The sequence below is a fragment of the Ignavibacteria bacterium genome (assembly GCA_036262055.1).
Lineage (GTDB): Bacteria > Bacteroidota > Ignavibacteria > Tepidaquicellales > Tepidaquicellaceae > DATAJP01.
This window is the reverse complement of record DATAJP010000003.1, coordinates 963,513-982,295: the sequence shown is the minus strand read 5'-3', so window position 1 is coordinate 982,295 and position 18,783 is coordinate 963,513. Positions and strand designations below refer to the sequence as shown.

General features: G+C 35.2%; 24 protein-coding genes and 4 tRNA genes. 21 read left to right on the top strand and 7 right to left on the bottom strand.

Annotated features, from left to right (window positions below; translation table 11 throughout):
* Positions 1 to 18 precede the first annotated feature (18 nt).
* Positions 19 to 900 (top strand): agmatinase, encoded by an 882-nt coding sequence (speB, locus tag VHP32_11390; GenBank protein HEX2788491.1) that lies wholly within the window; start codon positions 19 to 21, stop codon positions 898 to 900.
* Between the two features lie 37 nt (positions 901 to 937).
* On the opposite strand, the gene VHP32_11385 is transcribed toward speB, so the two are convergent.
* Positions 938 to 2,017 (bottom strand): hypothetical protein, encoded by a 1,080-nt coding sequence (locus VHP32_11385; protein HEX2788490.1) that lies wholly within the window; start codon positions 2,015 to 2,017, stop codon positions 938 to 940.
* Positions 2,018 to 2,190: 173 nt separating this feature from the next.
* Between VHP32_11385 and nth the strand changes: the two genes are divergently transcribed.
* Both nth and VHP32_11375 read left to right on the top strand, forming a co-directional pair.
* Complete coding sequence (gene nth / locus VHP32_11380; GenBank protein ID HEX2788489.1) at positions 2,191 to 2,877, top strand: endonuclease III; 687 nt, start codon at positions 2,191 to 2,193, stop codon at positions 2,875 to 2,877.
* The gene (locus VHP32_11375; protein HEX2788488.1) at positions 2,858 to 3,388 is read left to right on the top strand and encodes an HAD hydrolase family protein; all 531 of its coding nucleotides are present in this window, start codon (positions 2,858 to 2,860) and stop codon (positions 3,386 to 3,388) included. The genes nth and VHP32_11375 overlap by 20 nt, the downstream gene beginning before the upstream one ends.
* A 12-nt stretch (positions 3,389 to 3,400) precedes the next feature.
* Here the strand turns inward: VHP32_11375 and VHP32_11370 are convergent, their stop codons facing one another.
* From VHP32_11370 to VHP32_11355, 4 genes are read right to left on the bottom strand one after another with little or no spacing between them, the layout of a single operon-like run.
* On the bottom strand, positions 3,401 to 3,667 hold the full coding sequence (locus tag VHP32_11370; GenBank protein HEX2788487.1) for a hypothetical protein: 267 nt from the start codon (positions 3,665 to 3,667) through the stop codon (positions 3,401 to 3,403).
* Positions 3,668 to 3,676: 9 nt separating this feature from the next.
* Positions 3,677 to 4,093: a thiol-disulfide oxidoreductase DCC family protein gene (locus VHP32_11365; GenBank protein ID HEX2788486.1), complete on the bottom strand. Its 417-nt coding sequence runs from the start codon at positions 4,091 to 4,093 to the stop codon at positions 3,677 to 3,679.
* Complete coding sequence (locus VHP32_11360; GenBank protein HEX2788485.1) at positions 4,080 to 4,553, bottom strand: FABP family protein; 474 nt, start codon at positions 4,551 to 4,553, stop codon at positions 4,080 to 4,082. The genes VHP32_11365 and VHP32_11360 overlap by 14 nt, the downstream gene beginning before the upstream one ends.
* A gap of 9 nt (positions 4,554 to 4,562) precedes the next feature.
* Positions 4,563 to 4,904 (bottom strand): YciI family protein, encoded by a 342-nt coding sequence (locus VHP32_11355; GenBank protein HEX2788484.1) that lies wholly within the window; start codon positions 4,902 to 4,904, stop codon positions 4,563 to 4,565.
* 66 nt (positions 4,905 to 4,970) lie between these two features.
* Between VHP32_11355 and VHP32_11350 the strand changes: the two genes are divergently transcribed.
* Positions 4,971 to 5,264 (top strand): hypothetical protein, encoded by a 294-nt coding sequence (locus tag VHP32_11350; protein HEX2788483.1) that lies wholly within the window; start codon positions 4,971 to 4,973, stop codon positions 5,262 to 5,264.
* On the opposite strand, the gene VHP32_11345 is transcribed toward VHP32_11350, so the two are convergent.
* Positions 5,233 to 6,339 (bottom strand): methylated-DNA--[protein]-cysteine S-methyltransferase, encoded by a 1,107-nt coding sequence (locus VHP32_11345; protein ID HEX2788482.1) that lies wholly within the window; start codon positions 6,337 to 6,339, stop codon positions 5,233 to 5,235. The genes VHP32_11350 and VHP32_11345 overlap by 32 nt on opposite strands.
* 143 nt (positions 6,340 to 6,482) lie before the next feature.
* On the opposite strand from VHP32_11345, the gene VHP32_11340 reads away from it, so the two are divergent.
* On the top strand, positions 6,483 to 7,559 hold the full coding sequence (locus VHP32_11340; GenBank protein HEX2788481.1) for an outer membrane beta-barrel protein: 1,077 nt from the start codon (positions 6,483 to 6,485) through the stop codon (positions 7,557 to 7,559).
* A gap of 7 nt (positions 7,560 to 7,566) precedes the next feature.
* Here the strand turns inward: VHP32_11340 and VHP32_11335 are convergent, their stop codons facing one another.
* Positions 7,567 to 8,370, bottom strand: a complete 804-nt coding sequence (locus tag VHP32_11335; protein ID HEX2788480.1) for a PhzF family phenazine biosynthesis protein — start codon at positions 8,368 to 8,370, stop codon at positions 7,567 to 7,569.
* A gap of 240 nt (positions 8,371 to 8,610) precedes the next feature.
* On the opposite strand from VHP32_11335, the gene VHP32_11330 reads away from it, so the two are divergent.
* The 16 genes from VHP32_11330 to rplJ all read left to right on the top strand — a co-directional run bounded on the left by VHP32_11330 (position 8,611) and on the right by rplJ (position 18,753).
* Entirely contained in the window at positions 8,611 to 10,032 is a 1,422-nt protein-coding gene (locus VHP32_11330; GenBank protein ID HEX2788479.1) for a DUF1800 domain-containing protein, read from the top strand.
* Positions 10,033 to 10,056: 24 nt separating this feature from the next.
* Entirely contained in the window at positions 10,057 to 11,268 is a 1,212-nt protein-coding gene (locus tag VHP32_11325; GenBank protein ID HEX2788478.1) for a DUF1501 domain-containing protein, read from the top strand.
* A 238-nt stretch (positions 11,269 to 11,506) separates the two neighbouring features.
* Positions 11,507 to 12,283 carry a LysE family transporter gene (locus tag VHP32_11320; GenBank protein ID HEX2788477.1) on the top strand — a complete coding sequence of 259 codons (777 nt, stop codon included), beginning with the start codon at positions 11,507 to 11,509 and terminating at the stop codon, positions 12,281 to 12,283.
* A gap of 10 nt (positions 12,284 to 12,293) precedes the next feature.
* On the top strand, positions 12,294 to 12,848 hold the full coding sequence (locus VHP32_11315; GenBank protein HEX2788476.1) for a hypothetical protein: 555 nt from the start codon (positions 12,294 to 12,296) through the stop codon (positions 12,846 to 12,848).
* Positions 12,835 to 14,346, top strand: coding sequence for an RING finger protein (locus VHP32_11310; protein ID HEX2788475.1), 1,512 nt, complete (start codon positions 12,835 to 12,837; stop codon positions 14,344 to 14,346). The genes VHP32_11315 and VHP32_11310 overlap by 14 nt, the downstream gene beginning before the upstream one ends.
* A gap of 115 nt (positions 14,347 to 14,461) precedes the next feature.
* Positions 14,462 to 14,544: transfer RNA gene (locus tag VHP32_11305), tRNA-Tyr, on the top strand.
* A 251-nt stretch (positions 14,545 to 14,795) separates the two neighbouring features.
* A tRNA-Thr gene (locus VHP32_11300) sits at positions 14,796 to 14,868 on the top strand.
* 71 nt (positions 14,869 to 14,939) lie between these two features.
* Entirely contained in the window at positions 14,940 to 15,182 is a 243-nt protein-coding gene (locus VHP32_11295; GenBank protein ID HEX2788474.1) for a GIY-YIG nuclease family protein, read from the top strand.
* A gap of 199 nt (positions 15,183 to 15,381) precedes the next feature.
* A tRNA-Gly gene (locus VHP32_11290) sits at positions 15,382 to 15,454 on the top strand.
* Between the two features lie 34 nt (positions 15,455 to 15,488).
* A complete protein-coding gene (locus VHP32_11285; GenBank protein HEX2788473.1) occupies positions 15,489 to 15,926 on the top strand; it encodes a ferritin-like domain-containing protein in 438 nt (145 codons plus the stop codon).
* 28 nt (positions 15,927 to 15,954) lie between these two features.
* A tRNA-Trp gene (locus VHP32_11280) sits at positions 15,955 to 16,027 on the top strand.
* A gap of 28 nt (positions 16,028 to 16,055) precedes the next feature.
* Positions 16,056 to 16,238, top strand: coding sequence for a preprotein translocase subunit SecE (gene secE / locus VHP32_11275; protein ID HEX2788472.1), 183 nt, complete (start codon positions 16,056 to 16,058; stop codon positions 16,236 to 16,238).
* 132 nt (positions 16,239 to 16,370) lie between these two features.
* Positions 16,371 to 16,940 carry a transcription termination/antitermination protein NusG gene (gene nusG / locus VHP32_11270; protein ID HEX2788471.1) on the top strand — a complete coding sequence of 190 codons (570 nt, stop codon included), beginning with the start codon at positions 16,371 to 16,373 and terminating at the stop codon, positions 16,938 to 16,940.
* Positions 16,941 to 16,964: 24 nt separating this feature from the next.
* Complete coding sequence (gene rplK, locus VHP32_11265) at positions 16,965 to 17,390, top strand: 50S ribosomal protein L11 (GenBank protein HEX2788470.1); 426 nt, start codon at positions 16,965 to 16,967, stop codon at positions 17,388 to 17,390.
* Between the two features lie 26 nt (positions 17,391 to 17,416).
* Entirely contained in the window at positions 17,417 to 18,121 is a 705-nt protein-coding gene (gene rplA, locus VHP32_11260) for a 50S ribosomal protein L1 (GenBank protein ID HEX2788469.1), read from the top strand.
* Between the two features lie 98 nt (positions 18,122 to 18,219).
* The gene (rplJ, locus tag VHP32_11255) at positions 18,220 to 18,753 is read left to right on the top strand and encodes a 50S ribosomal protein L10 (protein ID HEX2788468.1); all 534 of its coding nucleotides are present in this window, start codon (positions 18,220 to 18,222) and stop codon (positions 18,751 to 18,753) included.
* The last annotated feature ends 30 nt before the right edge of the window (positions 18,754 to 18,783 follow it).

The following is an 18,783-nucleotide window of genomic DNA, read 5'->3' as shown; positions in this document are numbered from 1 at the left end:
TTACACAATTATAAATAAATGAAATATTACGGTATAAAGAAAAATTTTCTTGCAATAGAAGAAGAGTATTCAAATTATGAAAACTCGAAGATAGCAATTTTGCCTGCGCCTTATGAAGCAACGACTTCATATGGAAAAGGAACTGCAAAAGGACCGATGGCGATTCTTGATGCATCGCATTATGTAGAGTTTTTTGATGAAGAAATGAACCGCGAGCTTTGTTTTGAACTTGGCATTTGTTCATTGAAAGAGCTTGATTTCAAAAATAAAACCGGTACAAAGGCATTAGAGCATATTTACAAGCATGTTAAAAAGCTTATTGATGATGGAAAGTTTGTGGTTACTCTTGGCGGCGAACATTCGATTTCGACTGCACCGATTCAGGCGCATTATGACAGCTATCAGAATTTATCGATTTTACATTTTGATGCGCATTCTGATTTGCGTGATGAGTATGAGGGCTCAAAGTATTCTCATGCAAGCTTTGCGGCGAGAGTATCAGAATTTACAACTGATATTGTGCAAGTTGGTATTCGCGCACAATGCAAAGCCGAATATAATTTCATCAAAGAAAAAGGAATAAAAACTTTTTATGCTTATGAAATTCGTAACGGAAAATACGGTTATGACTGGGATAACAAAATTATAGACTCACTTAAAGAAAATGTTTATATAACTTTCGATGTGGATTTTCTTGACCCTTCGATAATGCCTTCGACAGGCACTCCCGAACCTCAGGGATTTTATTGGGATGAAACAGTAAAACTTTTCAAAAAACTCTCACAAAAAAGAAAAGTCGTTGGCTTCGACGTTGTTGAACTCTCGCCGCGCAAAGACTTTTCTTTTCCGGATTTTTTAACTGCGAAACTCATTTATAAGATGCTGAATTATTTTTTGTAATGGGATTCCCGCCTCCGCGGGAATGACTTCTCAGTAATTATAAAAAAGTATAATTCACGGTAAATCTTCCTGTTACTGAAGGTTTAATAACCCTTCCGGTTTCGGTTGTCTGATATGTCTCGATAATTAAGTTCGGACTGAGTATAAGCTTATCGACAGGTTTATAATTAAAACTTGTTATGAACAAATTTCTCTGGCGTTTTACAGCATCGTTATTCATAGCAGGATTAAAATAATCATATCTTCCCATAAGAGAATATTGTTTTGAAAAAAAGTAAGTAGCCGAAACCGAAACCCCTGTTTTCATAAGTGTTTTAAGCTGGCCATTTTCAACAAACCCATTTTCTCTGAAATTTTGAAACGCTTCTATTCCGAAAGAATAAACATCTTTGTTGGCATAGCCTGCAAATGCAGTTACAGTATAGTCGCTATTTGGTACAGTTGTTCCGGGAGCAATAGGGCTCGTAATTTTGGGGCGGAAGTTATAGTCAGCATATAATGTAAAAGTAAAATCCTTTGAAGGTGAATACTGAAGCCAGGAATAAAATCTTTTGTATTTATCAGTTTCAGGTCTGACACCTGAGCCGTTTCCGAACATCACCCAGTATCTTAATTTTTCTTCTTTGTCAAATCTTCCTCTCAGAGCTATTGCAATATCGCGGGATGGAGTAATACCTCGCAGGTCCATTATTGTTTTTTCAATAAATCTGAATCCCCAGAATGATTCTGAAACTTCAAAAGATGGAGAGGGCTGCATGCCAAAGATAAGGTTGCTGCCTTCAAAAACATTTTTCCAGACAACATATGCGTCTTTAATAAAAACCCCAATTTTGCCATCGCTTGTGCTTGCAATCTGGTCAGCTTCCAATCTAACTCTTGCACTGAAGTTCGATGATATTTCATTATCATAAGTCAGATAAATCCTTCTGAACTCAAAGCCGTTGAGGTCTCTTGCTCCGCCAATTGCAACATCAGGAATATTTGCAATGCCGGTATCTCTTTCGACATTATAATAATAGTCTCCAAACATGTATCCTGAAAATTTTCCGGAAATTTGAGCAGTTGAATTTACAGCAAACAAAAAAACAAACATTAGCAAAAAGTAAATTTTTTTCATTTTTATATTATTTAGGTAATGCAGATTATAAATTAATAATAACTAAACTGTAAATAGATTGTTAATAAATTGTAAATAAAATTACAAATTTTAAAAGCCCTAAAAAATGATTTAGGTCATAAATAAAATTTTAACTTTAAGTTTTATATAAAAAACCGTAGTATTGCGGAATTATGCTGGTAAAAGACAGACAAAAACAGGCAGATATCGTAACTAAACGCTTATCAGAGCATTATCCCGATGCAAAAGTTCATCTTGATTATAAAAACGCTTTTCAGCTTTTAATTTCAACTATACTTGCTGCCCAGTGCAGAGATGTGCTGGTAAATAAAGTAATGGGTCCATTGTATAAAGAGAAATATAAAACTCCCCAAGATATTCTAAAGGCAGGTGAGGCAAAATTCCGTGATGACATAAAGCTGATAAATTTTTTTGCCAATAAAGCAAGACTTGTAATCGGATGCTGTAAAGCTCTTATCGAAAATTTTGGAGGGAAAGTTCCCAGTACTATGCCGGAATTAGTTTCACTTCCTGGTGTCGGAAGAAAATCTGCAAGTGTTATTCTCGGAAATATTTTTGGAGTAAAAGATGTAATAATTGTAGATACACATGTTATAAGAGTGGGCGGACGTCTTGGATTAACAGATCAGACGGTAGGTGATAAAATTGAAAAAGAATATAAAAAATTAATTCCACCCGATAAGCAGTTCAGATTTTCCGTTGAGCTCAGCGAGCATGGAAGGGTAATCTGCGATGCGCGTTATCCGAAATGCCCTGTTTGTTTTTTAAATGATATTTGTCCTTCCGCATACATTGTAATGCCTGAAAGAAAAAAGAAAGATGCATCTAAATCAAGATAAGTTAGAAGAGCTTAAAAAAATCGAAGTGATTTTGATGGATATGGACGGGTGTCTTACTAACGGAAATATCATTTATACATCAGCGGGCGATGAAATAAAAATTTTTCATACTCATGACGGCTATGGCATAACACGGGCGCGAAGCCTGGGAATTAAATTTGCAATCATCAGCGGGAGAGGGTCGCCTGTGAACAAAATGCGTGTTGACCGTCTCGGGATTGAACATTTATATGAGCATGTGGAGGATAAATGTGTTCCTTTCGAGGAATTAAAAAAACTTTACAATCTTCCAAATGAGGCATTTGCTTTTATAGGCGATGATGAATTTGACATTCCATTGTTACAGCAGGTTGGATTTTCTTCCTGTCCGCAAAGCGCAATAGAGATTGTGAAAGACCATGTCGATTTAGTCTGCAATAAAAACGGCGGAGAGGGATGTGTGAGGGAAATAATTGATATTATTCTGAGAGCTAAGGGGTTAATCCCACCGATTGTGAAATTGCCTTCTTAATTATACCAAAAATTATTTACAAATAAAAAAATATTTTTCTTTTTCCGCGGGAGTCATCCTAAGTATCATACTATAATCCGGATATCGGGTCATTACTTTCTCCAAAACACAATCACAATAACCCGAAGCTTTATTCGTATCATTATCAAAACTTGCTTTTGAAAATTCAATGCATTCGGAATGATATTCTTTCTTGTTCAAATCTGACCACCCCTTTTGCTCTTGTTTCCCGCAAGAAATCAAAATCAATCCTGTAATTAAAATTGAAATGTATTTCATTATTTTTAATTAATCAAGAAAACGTTCTTTCCATTCAGGTCTCGGAAGCAGGCAGCTTTCCTGTTTTCCAAACATTCTATAACGGTTTTTTGCAATCAAGTTATAAAAAAAATCACGCATTGGCTTTGGGATAATTATAAAAGCATAAAGCAAACTCCACATTCCGCCCATTATTTTCATTGCCTGAAGCGCAGCCGAAGATTTTGTGTAATACTTATCACCTACAACCATAACAAATGAATCAAAGTCCTGAGTAATTAATCCAAAGTGTTTCAGAATCTCCTGACCTTTTTCTTTTTGCAATGCAGCATACATAAACTTTCCCGTTTTGTCACGCTGGATCGTGAACTTCACAATCCAGTTGCAAAGATTGCAAACGCCGTCGTATAACAATATTGGTTTGTTATAAGGTTTAAACTCTGACAAGCTTTGCTGTTAAATGATTTTGAAAATCAACTTTTTGCGTCTGCATGTTTCCAAAATAATTCAATGTATTGTCTTTCACTTCAAATATTCTTTGCGTTCTTACAATTCTTTCATCATTATAAACATTTTTATACTCAAACGTTAAAATATTTTTATTGCCTGAGTTTTCAAGTGTGCCTTTCATCCATTCAAATCTTCCGTTGTTCTGGACATTGTTCATTTCATAACTTCCGTCTTCCTTGCTGAAAATATACCCGCTTTCAGAATGAAGCGGCAAATTATTTTTTTTATAAAAAGTTTTTTGGATATATGTTATAAGCGGTTCGCAATTATTAGTTTCAAAAATTAATTCTTCTCTATATTCGCATCCTTCTATAGTTGGATATTGAACTGCTCCGAAACCTTCCCACTTGCCGAGAAGAAAATTTAATTTATCTATAGATTCTTTTAAGTCAGGCATTTATTAATATTAAGATTCTAAAGTTTTTTCCTGTTTCTTTTCGGATATATCGGCGTAATAAACATCCCAGACCATAATTTCGGTTGTGCCGATTTCATTCATTGGAGTGCCATTGCTTAACTGCTGCGCTTCTTCTATGCTGTCGGCATTTATTAGCGTTAATCCGCCCGCGTGGTTCTCAAACCCGCCTCCTCCGCATGCAACGAGCTTGCCTTTTTTCTTCAAGTCTTTCAGCCATTCCATTAAACGTGGGATTCTGCATTCGAATTCAGTTGAGTCGAACTCATCATCAGGTTTATTTGATTTCCAAATTAACGCATAAACTACACGGAAAGGATTTTCTTGAGACATAATATTATTTAAAATTCAGAAGTTTGACAATCATGACAATATGTCATATTCACTAGTAAATAAAAATTGAATTTTTATCTGAAAAAAGCAGTGAAGTTTGGTCTGCCAATTGCCTTACATTATTATGAACTAATTAAAAACAATAATATGGCAGAAGAAGCAAAATCATCGGGTGTATCAATATTCATCATGGCGTTGATATTTATTGCAGTTCTGTTTTTCATCTGGCTGATCTACAATCAGTTTAATAAAAAGACTGAAATAGATGTTGATATAAAAGCACCGGGCTCACATATATTATTAGATGAAAACAATTATAAAATTGATATTAATCGTTTGAACTGGGAAAAAGCGAGTTAGTTTTTTTCTCAAAGTCCAGCAGCCATTTTTTTCGCCATAAACCGCCGCCGTAACCGGTGAGCGTTCCGTTTTCTCCAATAACACGGTGGCAGGGAATTACTATCGCAATGCGGTTCATTCCATTTGCGTTTGCAACCGCACGGACAGCTTTAGGAGCTTTTATGTTTATTGACTGAGTTTTGTATGATACCGTTTTGCCATAAGGAATTTCCATTAAAGCCTTCCAAACTGTTTTCTGAAAATCCGTTCCGGGAGTTATCATAGGGATATCAAAAGTTTCCCGCTGACCTTCAAAGTATTCATCTAATTGCTTTTTAACAATCTCGTGCAGTTTATGTTCACCCTGTATAAAGTTTGCGTTAAAATGCTTTGAAAGATATTTGAATTCGGTTTCAAGCATTCGTCTATCAGTGAATTCAAGCAAACATAATCCTGCTTTCTTTTCATCTTCATCATCCAAAATCCCTGCAAACATTGGACCAATTGGAGAATTAATTCTTGTTAAATAAATTATTCTTTTATCTTTTGCTTCTGAGGGTGAATTGCCGATGAGAGATTTAAATCTTTCATTAAATCCGCTTAAAGATTCATAACCCGAATCAAATGCCGCATCGGTAATCGATTCACCGCTTGCAATTTTTTTGAAAGCATTGTTAATTCTTAACATCCTTTGATATGCATGAAAAGTCAAACCATGATTTTTTAAAAACCATCTTCTTATTTTTGCAGGCTCAATTCCGCTTTTGCGAAGGTCATAATCTTTAAATCGTGAATACGGGTCTTCGTTTAATTTTTTCAGAATGTTTTTTATCCACTGCGGAGTTTCGCCGGGACTTTCAAGCGGCTGGCAGATTTTACAAGGACGAAAGCCATATCTTAAAGCATCATTACAGGAATCAAAAAACATTACATTTTCGAATTTCGGTTTTCTTGCCGTGCAGACGGGTCTGCAAAAAATTCCTGTTGATTTTACTCCCACCCAAAATACACCGTCAAATGAGGTGTTTTTATTAAGCAGTGCATTATACATCTCTTTATCGGATAGCGATATTGATAAATTTGTTGTCGTGTTCATTAAAGTTTTTTTATTCAAAATTAATATATTAATTAGTATCTCAACAACCGAAAAATTGACAAGTAATTTTTACCTGCAGGTATGAGTTAATACGATTTTATTGATAAACAATTTAATTAATTTAGCAAAATTAAATCTGATTTATGAGGTTATTATTACTTTCTATCTTCATACTTATTTTTAACTCTTCATTTGCGCAAGTTCCTGAATTATCAATTGATAATCTGTCAATTCATGCAAACATAGAAGCATATTATGCAAAGGATAATAATTATGAGGAGACTGAAAGAACTTATGCTTCAACTGCGTCTTTTACGGATGAGTTCAGGTTGGATATTGCGTCCTTAACTGCGAAATATGAAGATAAAAAAGTCCGCGGGACGTTTACGCTGCAATATGGAGATATTCCCGATTTCAACTGGGACCCTCGATATAAATATATTCAGGAAGCAAATGTCGGATTTTCTCCCGTTGAAAACTTATGGATTGACGGAGGGTTTTTTATAACTCATGTCGGAAATGAAAGTATGTTTCCTAAAGATAATTTTTTAACCTCAATTGCAATCGTTACATATTATGAGCCGCTTCATCAAAGCGGAATAAAGGTCAGTTATGATTTCAGTGATAAATTTTCTGCGGCGGTGTATTTAATAAATGGATTTAACCAGCTTTCCGATAATAACAAAAATAAATCGGGAGGATTTTCCATTAACTATAAACCCGGTAAGAGTGAAGAAATAATTTATAATGCAATAGTAGGTAATGAACAGCCGTACGGTGAAATTTCAAAACTCAGATATTATGGCAACTTAACTTTCAACAAAGATTTTGGAAGAAATAAACAAGTAAACTTAACTGCTTCGGTTGACTTGTGCGGACAGGAAAAAAGCAATTTAGTTAATCCAAGCAATGACGGATTTTGTTTCGGGGGATTGCTTGCATTGCGGTATAATTTTAATAAACAATTCAGCGTGTCGATGCGCGGAGATTACTTCAAAGATGATAACGGAATTTTATCAGGAACATACGTTACTGCCTCAGGGAAAATATTAGGATTAAGCTCTTGGTCGATTGCAAGCGGAGTGGAATACCGCCCGATGGAAAGCTGTTATGTCCGTCTTGAAGGAGGATATATGCTTTTGCTGAATGACCTCCGTTTATTCAGCGATGATGACAACTATAAAGTCACGGGAATATTTACTATGGGTGTCGATATATAATTATCAGTTATATTAAAACTTCAACTTTAAAAACTGTTTTTGTCTGACCTGAGATTTCGACACGTTTCTTATCAACTAAATACTTCAGTTTTAAAAATCCCGTGCGCTTTGATGCCTGAATTGAATTGAACTCGGTCTTACCTGTTTGTTTATGCCAGAACGGAACTAAAACACACTGCGCGCTTCCGGTTACGGGGTCTTCATCGATTCCCGACTTAGGAACGAAACATCTCACTACATAATCAATGTCAGGTTGATTGCTTTTCGCGGTTACAATCATGTGTCCAAGCCCAATCCCTGTTAACGCTCCGATATTTGGTTTTAAATTTAAGACATCTTCTTCTTTTTCAAGATGCGCAAGAGTCCAGTCATTAGTGCTTTCATAAATGTCGATTGGTTTAAGTCCGGTGTTTTCAAAAAATGCTTTTGCCAAATTAACCTTACTCGAATCATAAACAGGAAAGTTAAGTTTAATCCATCCATTATCGTAAGTAACTCGCAGTTCACCCGAACGGGAATCAAAAATTATTTCTTTGTCTTTCGGGACTATTTCTTCTTCATACATTATGTTCGCAGTTGCAAGAGTTGCGTGACCGCATAAACCAATTTCGACCGTCGGTGTAAAAAATCTTATTGAATATTTTTTATCATCGATTGGATAAATAAAAGCAGTTTCTGCAATGTTCATTTCCATTGCAAGATTTTGCATAAGTTTTTCATCGAGGGGTTTGTCGACTAAGCAAACTCCCGCCGGATTCCCTTTGAACGGTTCTGATGTGAATGAATCAACCTGATAGATTGTAAGCGCCATAGCTTTGAATAAATTAAAATTTAATTATTTAGACTAAGAATTTTATAATGTGTGACAGTATAATATACTTTTAAGTAATACGTTTAAAAGTGTAGAAAGATTTATATTAAAAGGAATGGGATGACCCTAAGGGTTCCCCCCGCCTGCGCGGGAATGACTTCGATTTGTGTCCATTAAAAAGGACATTAAACCAATTAAAAATATTACTGTCTTAAGATAAAACGCTATATAAAAAACGGTATGAGCGAAACAAGAAAGATTAACCACTTATATAAAAGAGCAGGGTTTGGAATACCCATTAATGAGCTCGCTGCAAAACAAAATAAAAGTTATGATGAGCTTGCAAAAAGCTTGATTGACGACTCCAAAAGCTTTACCAGTCTTTCATTACCATCAGATAGTTACGTTGATGCAGATTATGAAAAGCGAAAAAAACTTTCACGTAATGAAAGGCAGGAACTTCGTAAGCGAAACCGAGAAAATATCCGAAAAATAAATACCGAATGGCTTGAAAAAATGTCAACTGACAAAGCTGTGCTTCGTGAGAAGATGACATTTTTCTGGCATGGACATTTTGCATGCAAGAGCCCTGTTTCAAGATTCAATGAACAGCAAAATAATCTTTTGAGAAAACACGCTCTAGGAAATTTTCGCGAGATGGTGATGGATGTTTCAAAAGACCCTGCAATGCTTCAATTCCTGAACAACCAGCAGAACAGGAAGAAAAGTCCGAACGAAAATTTTGCAAGAGAACTGCTTGAGTTGTTTACAATCGGAAGAGGGAATTACAGCGAAGATGATATAAAAAATGCTGCGAAGTGTTTTACGGGCTGGGGATATAATCCTGAAGGAGAATATGTTTTTAGAGAGAAACAGCATGACTTCGGTGATAAAAGTTTTATGGGTAAGACGGGAAATTTTTCAGGTGAAGATATTATAAATATGGTCCTTGATAATCCAAAAACCGCTGAGTTCATTGCAGGAAAAATTTATAAATTTTTTGTGAATGATAATGCTGATTCTGAAATCGTTAAGGAGCTTGCAGATAATTTTTACTCGTCAAATTATGACATAGGAAAATTAATGTATGAAATTTTTTCATCGGACTGGTTTTATGATGAAAAAAATATCGGCGCAAAAATTAAATCGCCTGTTGAACTGCTTGCGGGAATGTCGAAAGTTTATAACATAAAGTTTGAAAATCCGAAATCGGTGCTATACATGGAAAGAGCAATGGGGCAGACATTATTGAATCCTCCTAATGTCGGAGGATGGGCAAGCGGTAAAAGCTGGATTGATACATCATCGATGATGTTCAGAATGAAGCTGCCGGAAATAATTTTTAAATCTTCAAATATTGATTTTGAAATTAAAGAAGACGCGGAAGACCTGATTGAAAACGATGTTAAGATAAAGAATGCGAATAAAAAATTAAATAAGTCTGTTAAAACTACGATTAACTTAGAGCCGTATGTCAGTTCTTTGTCAGGCAAATCAAATAAAGATGTCATCGATAACTTGACAGAGTTTATGCTTCAGATAGAGACTCCGCAAAAGACGAAAGATTTGGTTTTGAAATATGCAGATGATTCAAACGCGGAAAATTTTGTTGAAAGCTCCATAGAAAGAATAATGAGTATCCCTGAATTTCAGTTGTGCTAAATTAAAAATTTTAGAGGCAATCAAATGTCAAAATTTTCACGAAGGAATTTTTTAAAGCTGTCGGCTCTTGCATCAACTTCGTTGTTCATCCCGACATTCATAAAAACCGTTCAGGCAAAAGAAGTAACAAGCGCGCTCGCAGGCGGATATAAAAAACTTGTTGTCATTCAGCTTTCCGGCGGAAACGATGGTTTGAATACCATAATCCCTTTTAAGAACGATGTTTATTATAAAAACAGAAACGGCATATCGATTTCAGAAAAAGAAGTTTTGAAAATCACAGATGAGCTTGGATTTAATCCTTCTCTTGAGAAATTCAAAGCTCTTTATGATAACGGTTACTTATCTGTTGTGAACAGTGTAGGTTATCCTAATCCGAACCGCTCGCACTTCAGGTCAATGGACATCTGGCATAGTGCAAGCGACTCAAACAAAACTGTTAACACAGGTTGGATAGGAAGATATCTTGATTCGGAATGTCAGAACTGTAAAAATCCTTATAATGCAATCGAGGTAAATGAAAATCTCAGTCTTGCAATGAAAGGTGAAAGTAAAAGCGGCATTGCAGTCGAAGACCCTGAAAGATTTTTCTTAAGCACTTCTGAAAAATTCTTTGCGGATTTAATTAAGGCAAACGGAAAATCAGACCATGATGAGAATGTGAGTTATCTATACAAAACAATGGTAGATGCGACAAGCTCTGCGGAGTATGTTTATAAAACTTCAAAGATTTATAAATCGAAATCAACTTATCCGAACACAAACTTCGGAAGAGATTTGAAAACGATTGCCGAGCTGATTATTTCAGATATTGACACAAGCGTTTTTTATGTAAGCTTAGGCGGATTTGATACGCATGTAAATCAAACAGGAAGACACGAACGTTTGCTTAAAGAAATGTCAGACGGTGTTTATTCTTTTATGGAAGATTTGCGGATTAACAACAGACAGGACGATGCGCTTGTAATGGTTTTCTCAGAGTTCGGCAGAAGGGTAAAACAAAACGGAAGCGGCGGTACTGACCACGGAACAGCAAATAATATATTTTTGATTAACGGTAATTTGCGAAAGCCGGGATTTTATAATGAAGCGCCTGATTTAGGCGATTTGGAAAACGGTGATTTAAAATATAAAATTGATTTCAGAAGCGTATATGCGAATGTTTTGAATGACTGGCTCGGTGTAAGCAGTCAGAACATTTTAGGCAAAAAATTTGAACCTTTAGGAATAATCTGAGTATAAAGTTTAGACTGCGAGCCCGTCTCCTAATTGATAGTTGAACAAAATCTATGGGCAGCAGCAGGGAAAGTTTTTCCTTCATATTCCCATATTCTCCACACCAGCCCGCGTAAATGCGGGCTTCTTTTTTGTTTAATTTAAGCTTATTGATTTACAATTGTTTTTAGAAAACCGAATTAATATTTTATCTTTGCGTTAATTTTTGACAAAGATAAACTAATATAAAATAGAGCATTTGATACTAACTTTAATCGGCGGATTTGTTTTAGGTTACCTGCTTTCGATGCCTCCGTTAGGACCGACAAATGTTGCAGTTACTGTAAAAGCATTTAAAAAAGAAACTAACGAAGCAATTGCAATTGGCGCAGGAGCGGGATTTGTTGATTTTTTTTACATCCTTGTTGCATATGGCGGGGTGAGCTTGTTCTTATCTTTTTTACCTGATTCATTTCGTGATTATTTTTATGCTAATCAGGATATATTTATAGTTGTGATGACTTTTATAGGATGCGCAGTTGTTATAATATATGGTTTTAAGATTAAGAAGATGAAAATTGATACCGGTGAAATTACTGCAAGACAAAAAGAACAAATTAAAGATGTTTTAGATAAATCGAAGGAAGTTTTACACAAGACGGAGGAAAATCTTGAAAAAGTTTTTCATCATAAGGTAATTAAAAAGAATGGCTCGAGTATTTTCGGAAATTTTCTAACGGGAATCTTACTATGCATTTCTTCTGTTACACTTCCTGCATCCTGGATAGCTATAGTTACTTATTTCAAAGGATATAATTTAATAAGCAGTGAGTTTTTAAGCGGTGTTCTTTTCGGGCTTGGAGTTTTTCTCGGTGCTGTGTTATGGTTTTATACATGGGTAAAAATAATTTCAAAAAATACACACAGAATAAAACCTCAGGCTCTTGCAAAGATAAATATTTTTGTTGGGTATTTCCTTATTGCGTTAGGCGGTTTCCTCCTCTATAAAGCAATTGACTTCACAGTGTCGTTGTAAGATTTATGTTATGAAAAGAAGTATATCCATATTTTTGTTTCTGTTGTTTTTAGTTTCATCATGTGACCAACAAAAGAAACCGGTTCAGGAAAAAATTTCATTTAATGATTTTTTTAATAAAATTAAAAATTCCCTAAGTGATTCATTGTTAAAAAAAGATTTTTCTATTGGATATTTTAGGGATCCGGTTACATTTATTTACAGCGTCGATTCAAATATAATTTTTTTTGATATAAAAAAAGAATTAATTACTAAAAAAGATATAAAAATAAATAGGGCACAACTAAATTTAGACACTAATAAAATTATTGCAGAGATTAACTCCTATATTAAACTTATGCGGCAATTGAAAATTATTGCTATGGGTAATGAGAAAACTTACGGTAGATTTACTATCACTTTTAATGTACTGAATTTAGATTCTTTGCCAAAATCTGAATATAAAATTACTCATAAGGAAGGGCAAATGATTTATTTGTATGAGCAATATAAAAGTGAAAACATTAATTTATCTGGTTTTATTGGTATAGGTAATAATTGGTTTTTAAGGTATGGGAAATATTAACTTAAATTTTAAAAATAGAAAACCTGTCTGCGAGTATTGCCAGGCGAACATAAAAGATGAGTCTTTTATTGTTCATTGTCCTGAATGCAATACTCCGTATCATATCGAATGCTGGACGGAAAACGGAGGGTGTGCTGTATACGGATGTAATTATAAAATTGCAAGTAAAGCAGAGAACGTTACGATTGAATCAATCGAAGACGTTAAAACCAATGTGCAGTATCTTATAAACGAAGGCAGATATGTTGATGCAATCACGGAATGCAAGCGCTTACTAAAAACCGACAAGCGAAATACAGATTTAAAAAAATTATATAACTCCGCAGTTCATTTAATAAATACAAGAACAAAGTTTCTTGAGAACGGGGATAATGCTTTTAACAACCGTGATTATAAGGCTGCTGAAATTTATTATAACAACGCTTATAAATATCTCGATGATGAATCGAAGGAATTTTATTCATCGCGTCTTTCGATAATAAAAGAAAAAATTCCTCTTGAAAGAAAAAGGAAAGTTAGAAATTCGATTCTTGTTAGTTTCATTTGTATTTTGATTCTCGCTTCACTTGGGTATTTATATTATTACTTTTATTATCTCGAAGAAGAAAGAGCATTTTCCGATATAGAAAGGAATGATAACGTTACAGATGTGCAGATGACTGAAATGCAGATTTCGAAATATGAAAACTTCATACGAAAATATCAGCAGAGTGATTTAAAAGAAAAAGCATTTGAAAAGATAAATTATTTTGCGGGTATTCTTGCAACGAATTTTTCTGATGAAGACTGGAGAAATGCTTACAGGTATCTCAATAAAATAGATGAAGCAAAAAGCCCCAAAACATTCAAAGACATTTATAACAAAATTTATTCAAAAGCGAGGGAAGAGTTTAATACAAAGATTTCTAATGTAAAGCGGCTCGATGCTCAAAGAAAGTTTTCCGAGGCAAAATCTCAGCTTGAGTCAGCCATTGAAATCCGGGATATGTTTCCAAATTCGGATTTGAGATTTAATTCAAGCAGTTTGAACTATAGCTTGTCGCTTTTAAATAAAAAAATATCATCTTTGTCCCGATATGCCAGTTTGAATGAAGAAATTTCGCAGAAATATGAGGAGCTTAAAAAATATGGTGAAACTACACCTGTGCAGACACCAATTCAGATTAGCGCTAAAGTGACTGATTACATAGACCCTTCGACTGTTTCTGCAAAATTAATGGATTCAGGCAGGTTAATAGCGATTAGAACGTCAGATGTCAATTTAAGAATTGGTGAAAACGTGGTTTTAACGTGTTCAAGAAGCGGGAATATTGAAATAATTGACAAAAACAACGAAAGTTTATCCATCCCATTATATATCCAAAATTATACAGATAATACGAATTTTGCTGATATTTATAGCTCGTCTGAAAATGAATCGATTAGGATGCGGATTGAATATTTAAGAGAGCAAAGAGCCAAAATTGATAGTTTGCTTGGGCTCGGTTTAAAATTGTAAATTTTACTCTCAAAGACGAAATAGAGTATTGATTAAATGATTAATTTTGAATATTTTAAAGATTTTGCATTGCCTTGAAATCATATTAAAACAGGATTTTTATAATATTTTAATAGGGTAGGTAGCGAAGCGGTCAAACGCAACAGACTGTAAATCTGTCGACTCAGGTCTTCGGAGGTTCGAATCCTTCCCTACCCACACTCTTTCATTATCTTCGTGGAATAAAGAAATTGGAGATTCAAATTTTTACCCAAAAATATTTTTTATAAAATAATTTAGTAAAGATAAGAATAGTTAGTTCGGTTCAATAACTACTCACGGACATAACGAAGTATTCAAGGAAGTTGCTTAGTTCTTTTAAAAGATTTTAATAAGCTGATGTAGCTCAGTTGGTAGAACATCCCGCCAAGGCGGGAAGGTCACCAAAGTTCTTTAAGAAAAATTTTAAAGCTGATGTAGCTCAGTTGGTAGAGCACTTCCTTGGTAAGGAAGAGGTCACCGGTTCAATCCCGGTCATCAGCTCGAATCGGTAGAGCATCCCGCCAAGGCGGGAAGGTCACCAAGTTAATTTTGAGAATAACTCAAACAAATAAATGTTCTTTGTCTATATTTTAAAATCCGATTCTCTGAACAAGTATTATGTTGGTCATACAGATGATATTGATAAAAGAATTTCCGAACATAATTCTAAAAGGAAACACTGGACATCTAATGCTAATGATTGGTGTTTGTTTTATAAAGAAGAATTTGAAAGCAGAAGTGAGGCAATGAAAAGAGAACGGTATATAAAGTCATTTAAAAACATTAAAAAGTTTTTAGAGTTTATTAATAAGTAGAGCATCCTGTCAAGGCGGGAAGGTCACCGGTTCAATCCCGGTCATCAGCTCTCAAGTAGTGAAATGGTGAAGTAGTGAATTTGTGAAGGAAAGATTTTGTCTAATTATAAAGGTTCACTGTTTCATAGATATGAAATGAGTTTCGACAAGGTTTGATTCACCATTTCACAATTTCACATTTCGCAACTTAGAAAAGTTTGCGGGAGTAACTCAGTTGGTAGAGTCACAGCCTTCCAAGCTGTTGGTCGCGGGTTCGAGTCCCGTCTCCCGCTCAAAAGTTTAGTAAGTTAAAAGAGATTCAGCATTATGGCAATTACAAGAGAAGAATTAATTAGGTTGTTAAACGAAGACCTTTCGAGAGAGTACCAGGCAATCATTGCTTATGTAAACTATTCTCAGGTATTGAAAGGCGCAGAGTATATGAATATTGCCGGCGAGCTTGAAGTTCATGCAAAGGAAGAATTAGAACATGCAATCACGATTGCATACAACGTTGATTACCTTGGTGGTATGCCTTCTGTAACACCTGTTGCTGTTAAAACTTCCGAGAAAGCAAAAGACATGCTTGAGTTTGATTTGGAAAACGAAAGAGTTACGATTAAAAATTACAGAGAAAGAGTAAAACAATGTGAGGAACTTGGTGAGTACGCGATGGCTGAACAAATCCGCGAGATTTTAGTTCAAGAGCAAGACCATCTTGTTGCACTTGCAACTGCCTTGGGTATTGACCCCCCAAGAATATAATAATTTAATCAGAGCTTAAACGAATTAAACGGGTGTAGCTCAATTGGTAGAGTAGCGGTCTCCAAAACCGTTGGTTGGGGGTTCGAGTCCCTCCTCCCGTGCTTAAAGCAAAACGAAAATAAAATTTTTATGAAAGATAAAATTGTTGCTTATTTTGAAGACATCTTCAGAGAGATGAAAAAAGTCTCCTGGCCTAAAAGAGAAGAGCTTATCGATTCAACTAAGGTTGTTGTTGTTACGATGATAATTTTCTCAGTATTTGTTTATGTGGTTGATAAAGGAATCAGCGAAATTTTAAAAGCAATATTTTAATATTTATTAATATTAATGATGACAGAAGAAAAGGTTATAAATACTGAAGAAAATACAGAAGAAAAAGAAGTAAAGAGCGAAGAAAATACTGAGCCGAAAGCTGATGATTCATCGACCGATAAAACGGGAGAAATGATTGATGACCCGAATAGTAATTTCAGATGGTATGCAGTCAGAATAATATCAGGACACGAAAAGAAAGTTAAAGCGCACCTCGATGCAGAAATTAAGTTTGAGAATATGGGCGACAAGATTCGCAACGTTCTTATTCCCGAAGAAAAAGTTTTTGAAGTAAAAGGCGGAAAGAAAAAAGTTAAGCTGAAAAATTTCCTGCCGGGATATATTTTAATAGAAGCCGACTTAGATGAAAAGGTAAGGAAATTCATTGCAAACACTCCCTCTATCATTAACGTAGTCGGAACGAAAAGCATAAAAGGACAAAAGCTCGAAGCTGTTCCTTTGAGATCTGCCGAGGTTAGTAGAATAAAAGCAATACTCGACAGCGAAACAAAAACAGAAAAAATCGACATTCAGCTTAAAGTCGGTGACCCTGTTAAAGTTACAAGCGGACCGTTCAATAATTTCAGCGGTAACGTTCTTGAAGTTAACCTCGAGAAGATGAAATTAAAAGTTATGGTAAGCATTTTCGGAAGAAAGACACCTATTGAGCTTGATTTCACTGAAGTAGAAAAAGAAAAATAAATTAATTATAGAGATACATAAAAAATGGCTAAAAAAATAACCGGATTTATTAAATTACAAATTCCTGCCGGCTCTGCAACGATGGCGCCTCCTGTTGGTCCTGCGTTAGGACAAAGAGGGGTAAATGGTATGGAGTTTTGCAAACAGTTCAATGCAAGAACTCAGGATAAGAAAGGTCTTATCATTCCAGTTGTTATAACTGTTTATTCCGATAAATCATTTACGTTTATCACTAAGACACCACCTGCTGCAGTTTTATTGTTGAAAGCTGCCGGAATCGAAAAAGGTTCAGGTGTTCCTAATAAAAATAAAGTTGCTAAGGTAACAAGAAAGCAGCTTGAAGAAATTGCCACAACAAAGATGGCTGACTTAAACGCGAGAGATTTGAATGCAGCAGTTAACCTCATTGCGGGAACTGCAAGAAGCATGGGCATTACAGTAGAAAACTAAAAACCGTTTTTAAGGAATTAATAGAAATGAAACTCACTAAGAAACAAAAGAAAGAATCACAAGTAGCTGACTTCAGCAAAGAATATAACTTAACCGAAGCTATCTCTATATTAAAGAAAGGCGAGAAAGCAAAATTCGACGAGTCTGTTGATATAGCAGTTAACTTAGGCGTTGACCCTAAGCATGCTGACCAGGTTGTAAGAGGAACAGTTTCTCTTCCTAATGGAACGGGAAAAAGCGTTCGAGTTCTTGTTATTGCAAAACCTGAAAAACAACAGGAAGCAAAAGACGCAGGTGCTGATCATGTCGGATATGAAGATTACCTAAAGAAAATCGGTGAAGGATGGACTGACATTGACGTTATCATTGCAGCTCCCGATACTATGGCTGAGCTCGGAAAGCTTGGAAAAGTTTTAGGACCGAGAGGTCTCATGCCGAACCCGAAGAGCGGAACAGTTACACCAAACATTGGACAAGCTGTGAAAGAAGTAAAAGGCGGAAAGATTGATTTCAGAGTTGAGAAGACAGGCATTGTTCACACATCGATTGGAAAACTTTCATTTGATGAGAACAAAATTAAAGAGAACTTATCTGCATTTTTAAATACCATAATAAAACTTAAACCTTCTGCAGCAAAAGGGACATATATTAAAGCAATAACATTGTCGAGCACAATGGGTCCCGGAATAAAGATTGACAAGAATTTGCCTGATTTAAAATCAGCGGCATAACACAAAAAAAGTTTACGCACTCAAAAAATTAACAGCTGTGAACTGTTAGTTTTTGCTTCTATTTTTCAAACGTAAAAAGCTATTACAGATTAGGTACTATGGATAAAGATACCAAAATAAAGATTACCGGTGAGCTGACCGGATTGCTTGACGATTCCGATGCATTGTACTTCACCGATTTTTCGGGAATGACAGTTGCAGAGGTCGACGAGCTTCGCGGTGAATTTTATAAGTCTAACATAAAGTATAAAGTTGTTAAAAATACTTTAGCGATTAGAGCTTTGAAAGATTCAGGTAAGTACTCAAACGTATCAGAACAGCTCAACGGCTTTTTAAAAGGACCGACAAGCATAATTTTCGCAAAGGACGATATTGTAGCTCCGGCTAAAATAATAAAAAAATTCAGCGAGAAAACAGAAAAACCAAAGCTCAAAGCGGCATTCGTGGATTCAGTTGTTTACGATTCAAGCAAGCTTGGGCAATTGGCTTCACTTCCTTCAAAGAAAGAAATCATTGCAGGAATACTGGGAAGCTTGAATTCACCTATTTCGGGAATTGTCGGTTCAATCAATGCAGTAATGCGCGATTTGGCAAGCGTCATCGAAGAAGCTGCCAAGAAAAGAGCCGCTTAATTAATTCAAAATTTTAAAACAAAAAACTAA

Bases quoted from the DNA above. Each gene is read 5' to 3' on its own strand.
- VHP32_11325 (HEX2788478.1), top strand. From the start codon at position 10,057: ATGTCAAAATTTTCACGAAGGAATTTTTTAAAGCTGTCGGCTCTTGCA.
- VHP32_11310 (HEX2788475.1), top strand. From the start codon at position 12,835: ATGGGAAATATTAACTTAAATTTTAAAAATAGAAAACCTGTCTGCGAG.
- VHP32_11375 (HEX2788488.1), top strand. From the start codon at position 2,858: ATGCATCTAAATCAAGATAAGTTAGAAGAGCTTAAAAAAATCGAAGTG.
- rplJ (HEX2788468.1), top strand. From the start codon at position 18,220: ATGGATAAAGATACCAAAATAAAGATTACCGGTGAGCTGACCGGATTG.
- speB (HEX2788491.1), top strand. From the start codon at position 19: ATGAAATATTACGGTATAAAGAAAAATTTTCTTGCAATAGAAGAAGAG.
- VHP32_11360 (HEX2788485.1), bottom strand. From the start codon at position 4,553: ATGCCTGACTTAAAAGAATCTATAGATAAATTAAATTTTCTTCTCGGC.
- VHP32_11385 (HEX2788490.1), bottom strand. From the start codon at position 2,017: ATGAAAAAAATTTACTTTTTGCTAATGTTTGTTTTTTTGTTTGCTGTA.
- VHP32_11335 (HEX2788480.1), bottom strand. From the start codon at position 8,370: ATGGCGCTTACAATCTATCAGGTTGATTCATTCACATCAGAACCGTTC.
- VHP32_11370 (HEX2788487.1), bottom strand. From the start codon at position 3,667: ATGAAATACATTTCAATTTTAATTACAGGATTGATTTTGATTTCTTGC.
- VHP32_11340 (HEX2788481.1), top strand. From the start codon at position 6,483: ATGAGGTTATTATTACTTTCTATCTTCATACTTATTTTTAACTCTTCA.
- VHP32_11285 (HEX2788473.1), top strand. From the start codon at position 15,489: ATGGCAATTACAAGAGAAGAATTAATTAGGTTGTTAAACGAAGACCTT.
- rplA (HEX2788469.1), top strand. From the start codon at position 17,417: ATGAAACTCACTAAGAAACAAAAGAAAGAATCACAAGTAGCTGACTTC.
- secE (HEX2788472.1), top strand. From the start codon at position 16,056: ATGAAAGATAAAATTGTTGCTTATTTTGAAGACATCTTCAGAGAGATG.
- VHP32_11315 (HEX2788476.1), top strand. From the start codon at position 12,294: ATGAAAAGAAGTATATCCATATTTTTGTTTCTGTTGTTTTTAGTTTCA.
- VHP32_11295 (HEX2788474.1), top strand. From the start codon at position 14,940: ATGTTCTTTGTCTATATTTTAAAATCCGATTCTCTGAACAAGTATTAT.
- VHP32_11330 (HEX2788479.1), top strand. From the start codon at position 8,611: ATGAGCGAAACAAGAAAGATTAACCACTTATATAAAAGAGCAGGGTTT.
- nusG (HEX2788471.1), top strand. From the start codon at position 16,371: ATGATTGATGACCCGAATAGTAATTTCAGATGGTATGCAGTCAGAATA.
- rplK (HEX2788470.1), top strand. From the start codon at position 16,965: ATGGCTAAAAAAATAACCGGATTTATTAAATTACAAATTCCTGCCGGC.
- VHP32_11355 (HEX2788484.1), bottom strand. From the start codon at position 4,904: ATGTCTCAAGAAAATCCTTTCCGTGTAGTTTATGCGTTAATTTGGAAA.
- nth (HEX2788489.1), top strand. From the start codon at position 2,191: ATGCTGGTAAAAGACAGACAAAAACAGGCAGATATCGTAACTAAACGC.
- VHP32_11345 (HEX2788482.1), bottom strand. From the start codon at position 6,339: ATGAACACGACAACAAATTTATCAATATCGCTATCCGATAAAGAGATG.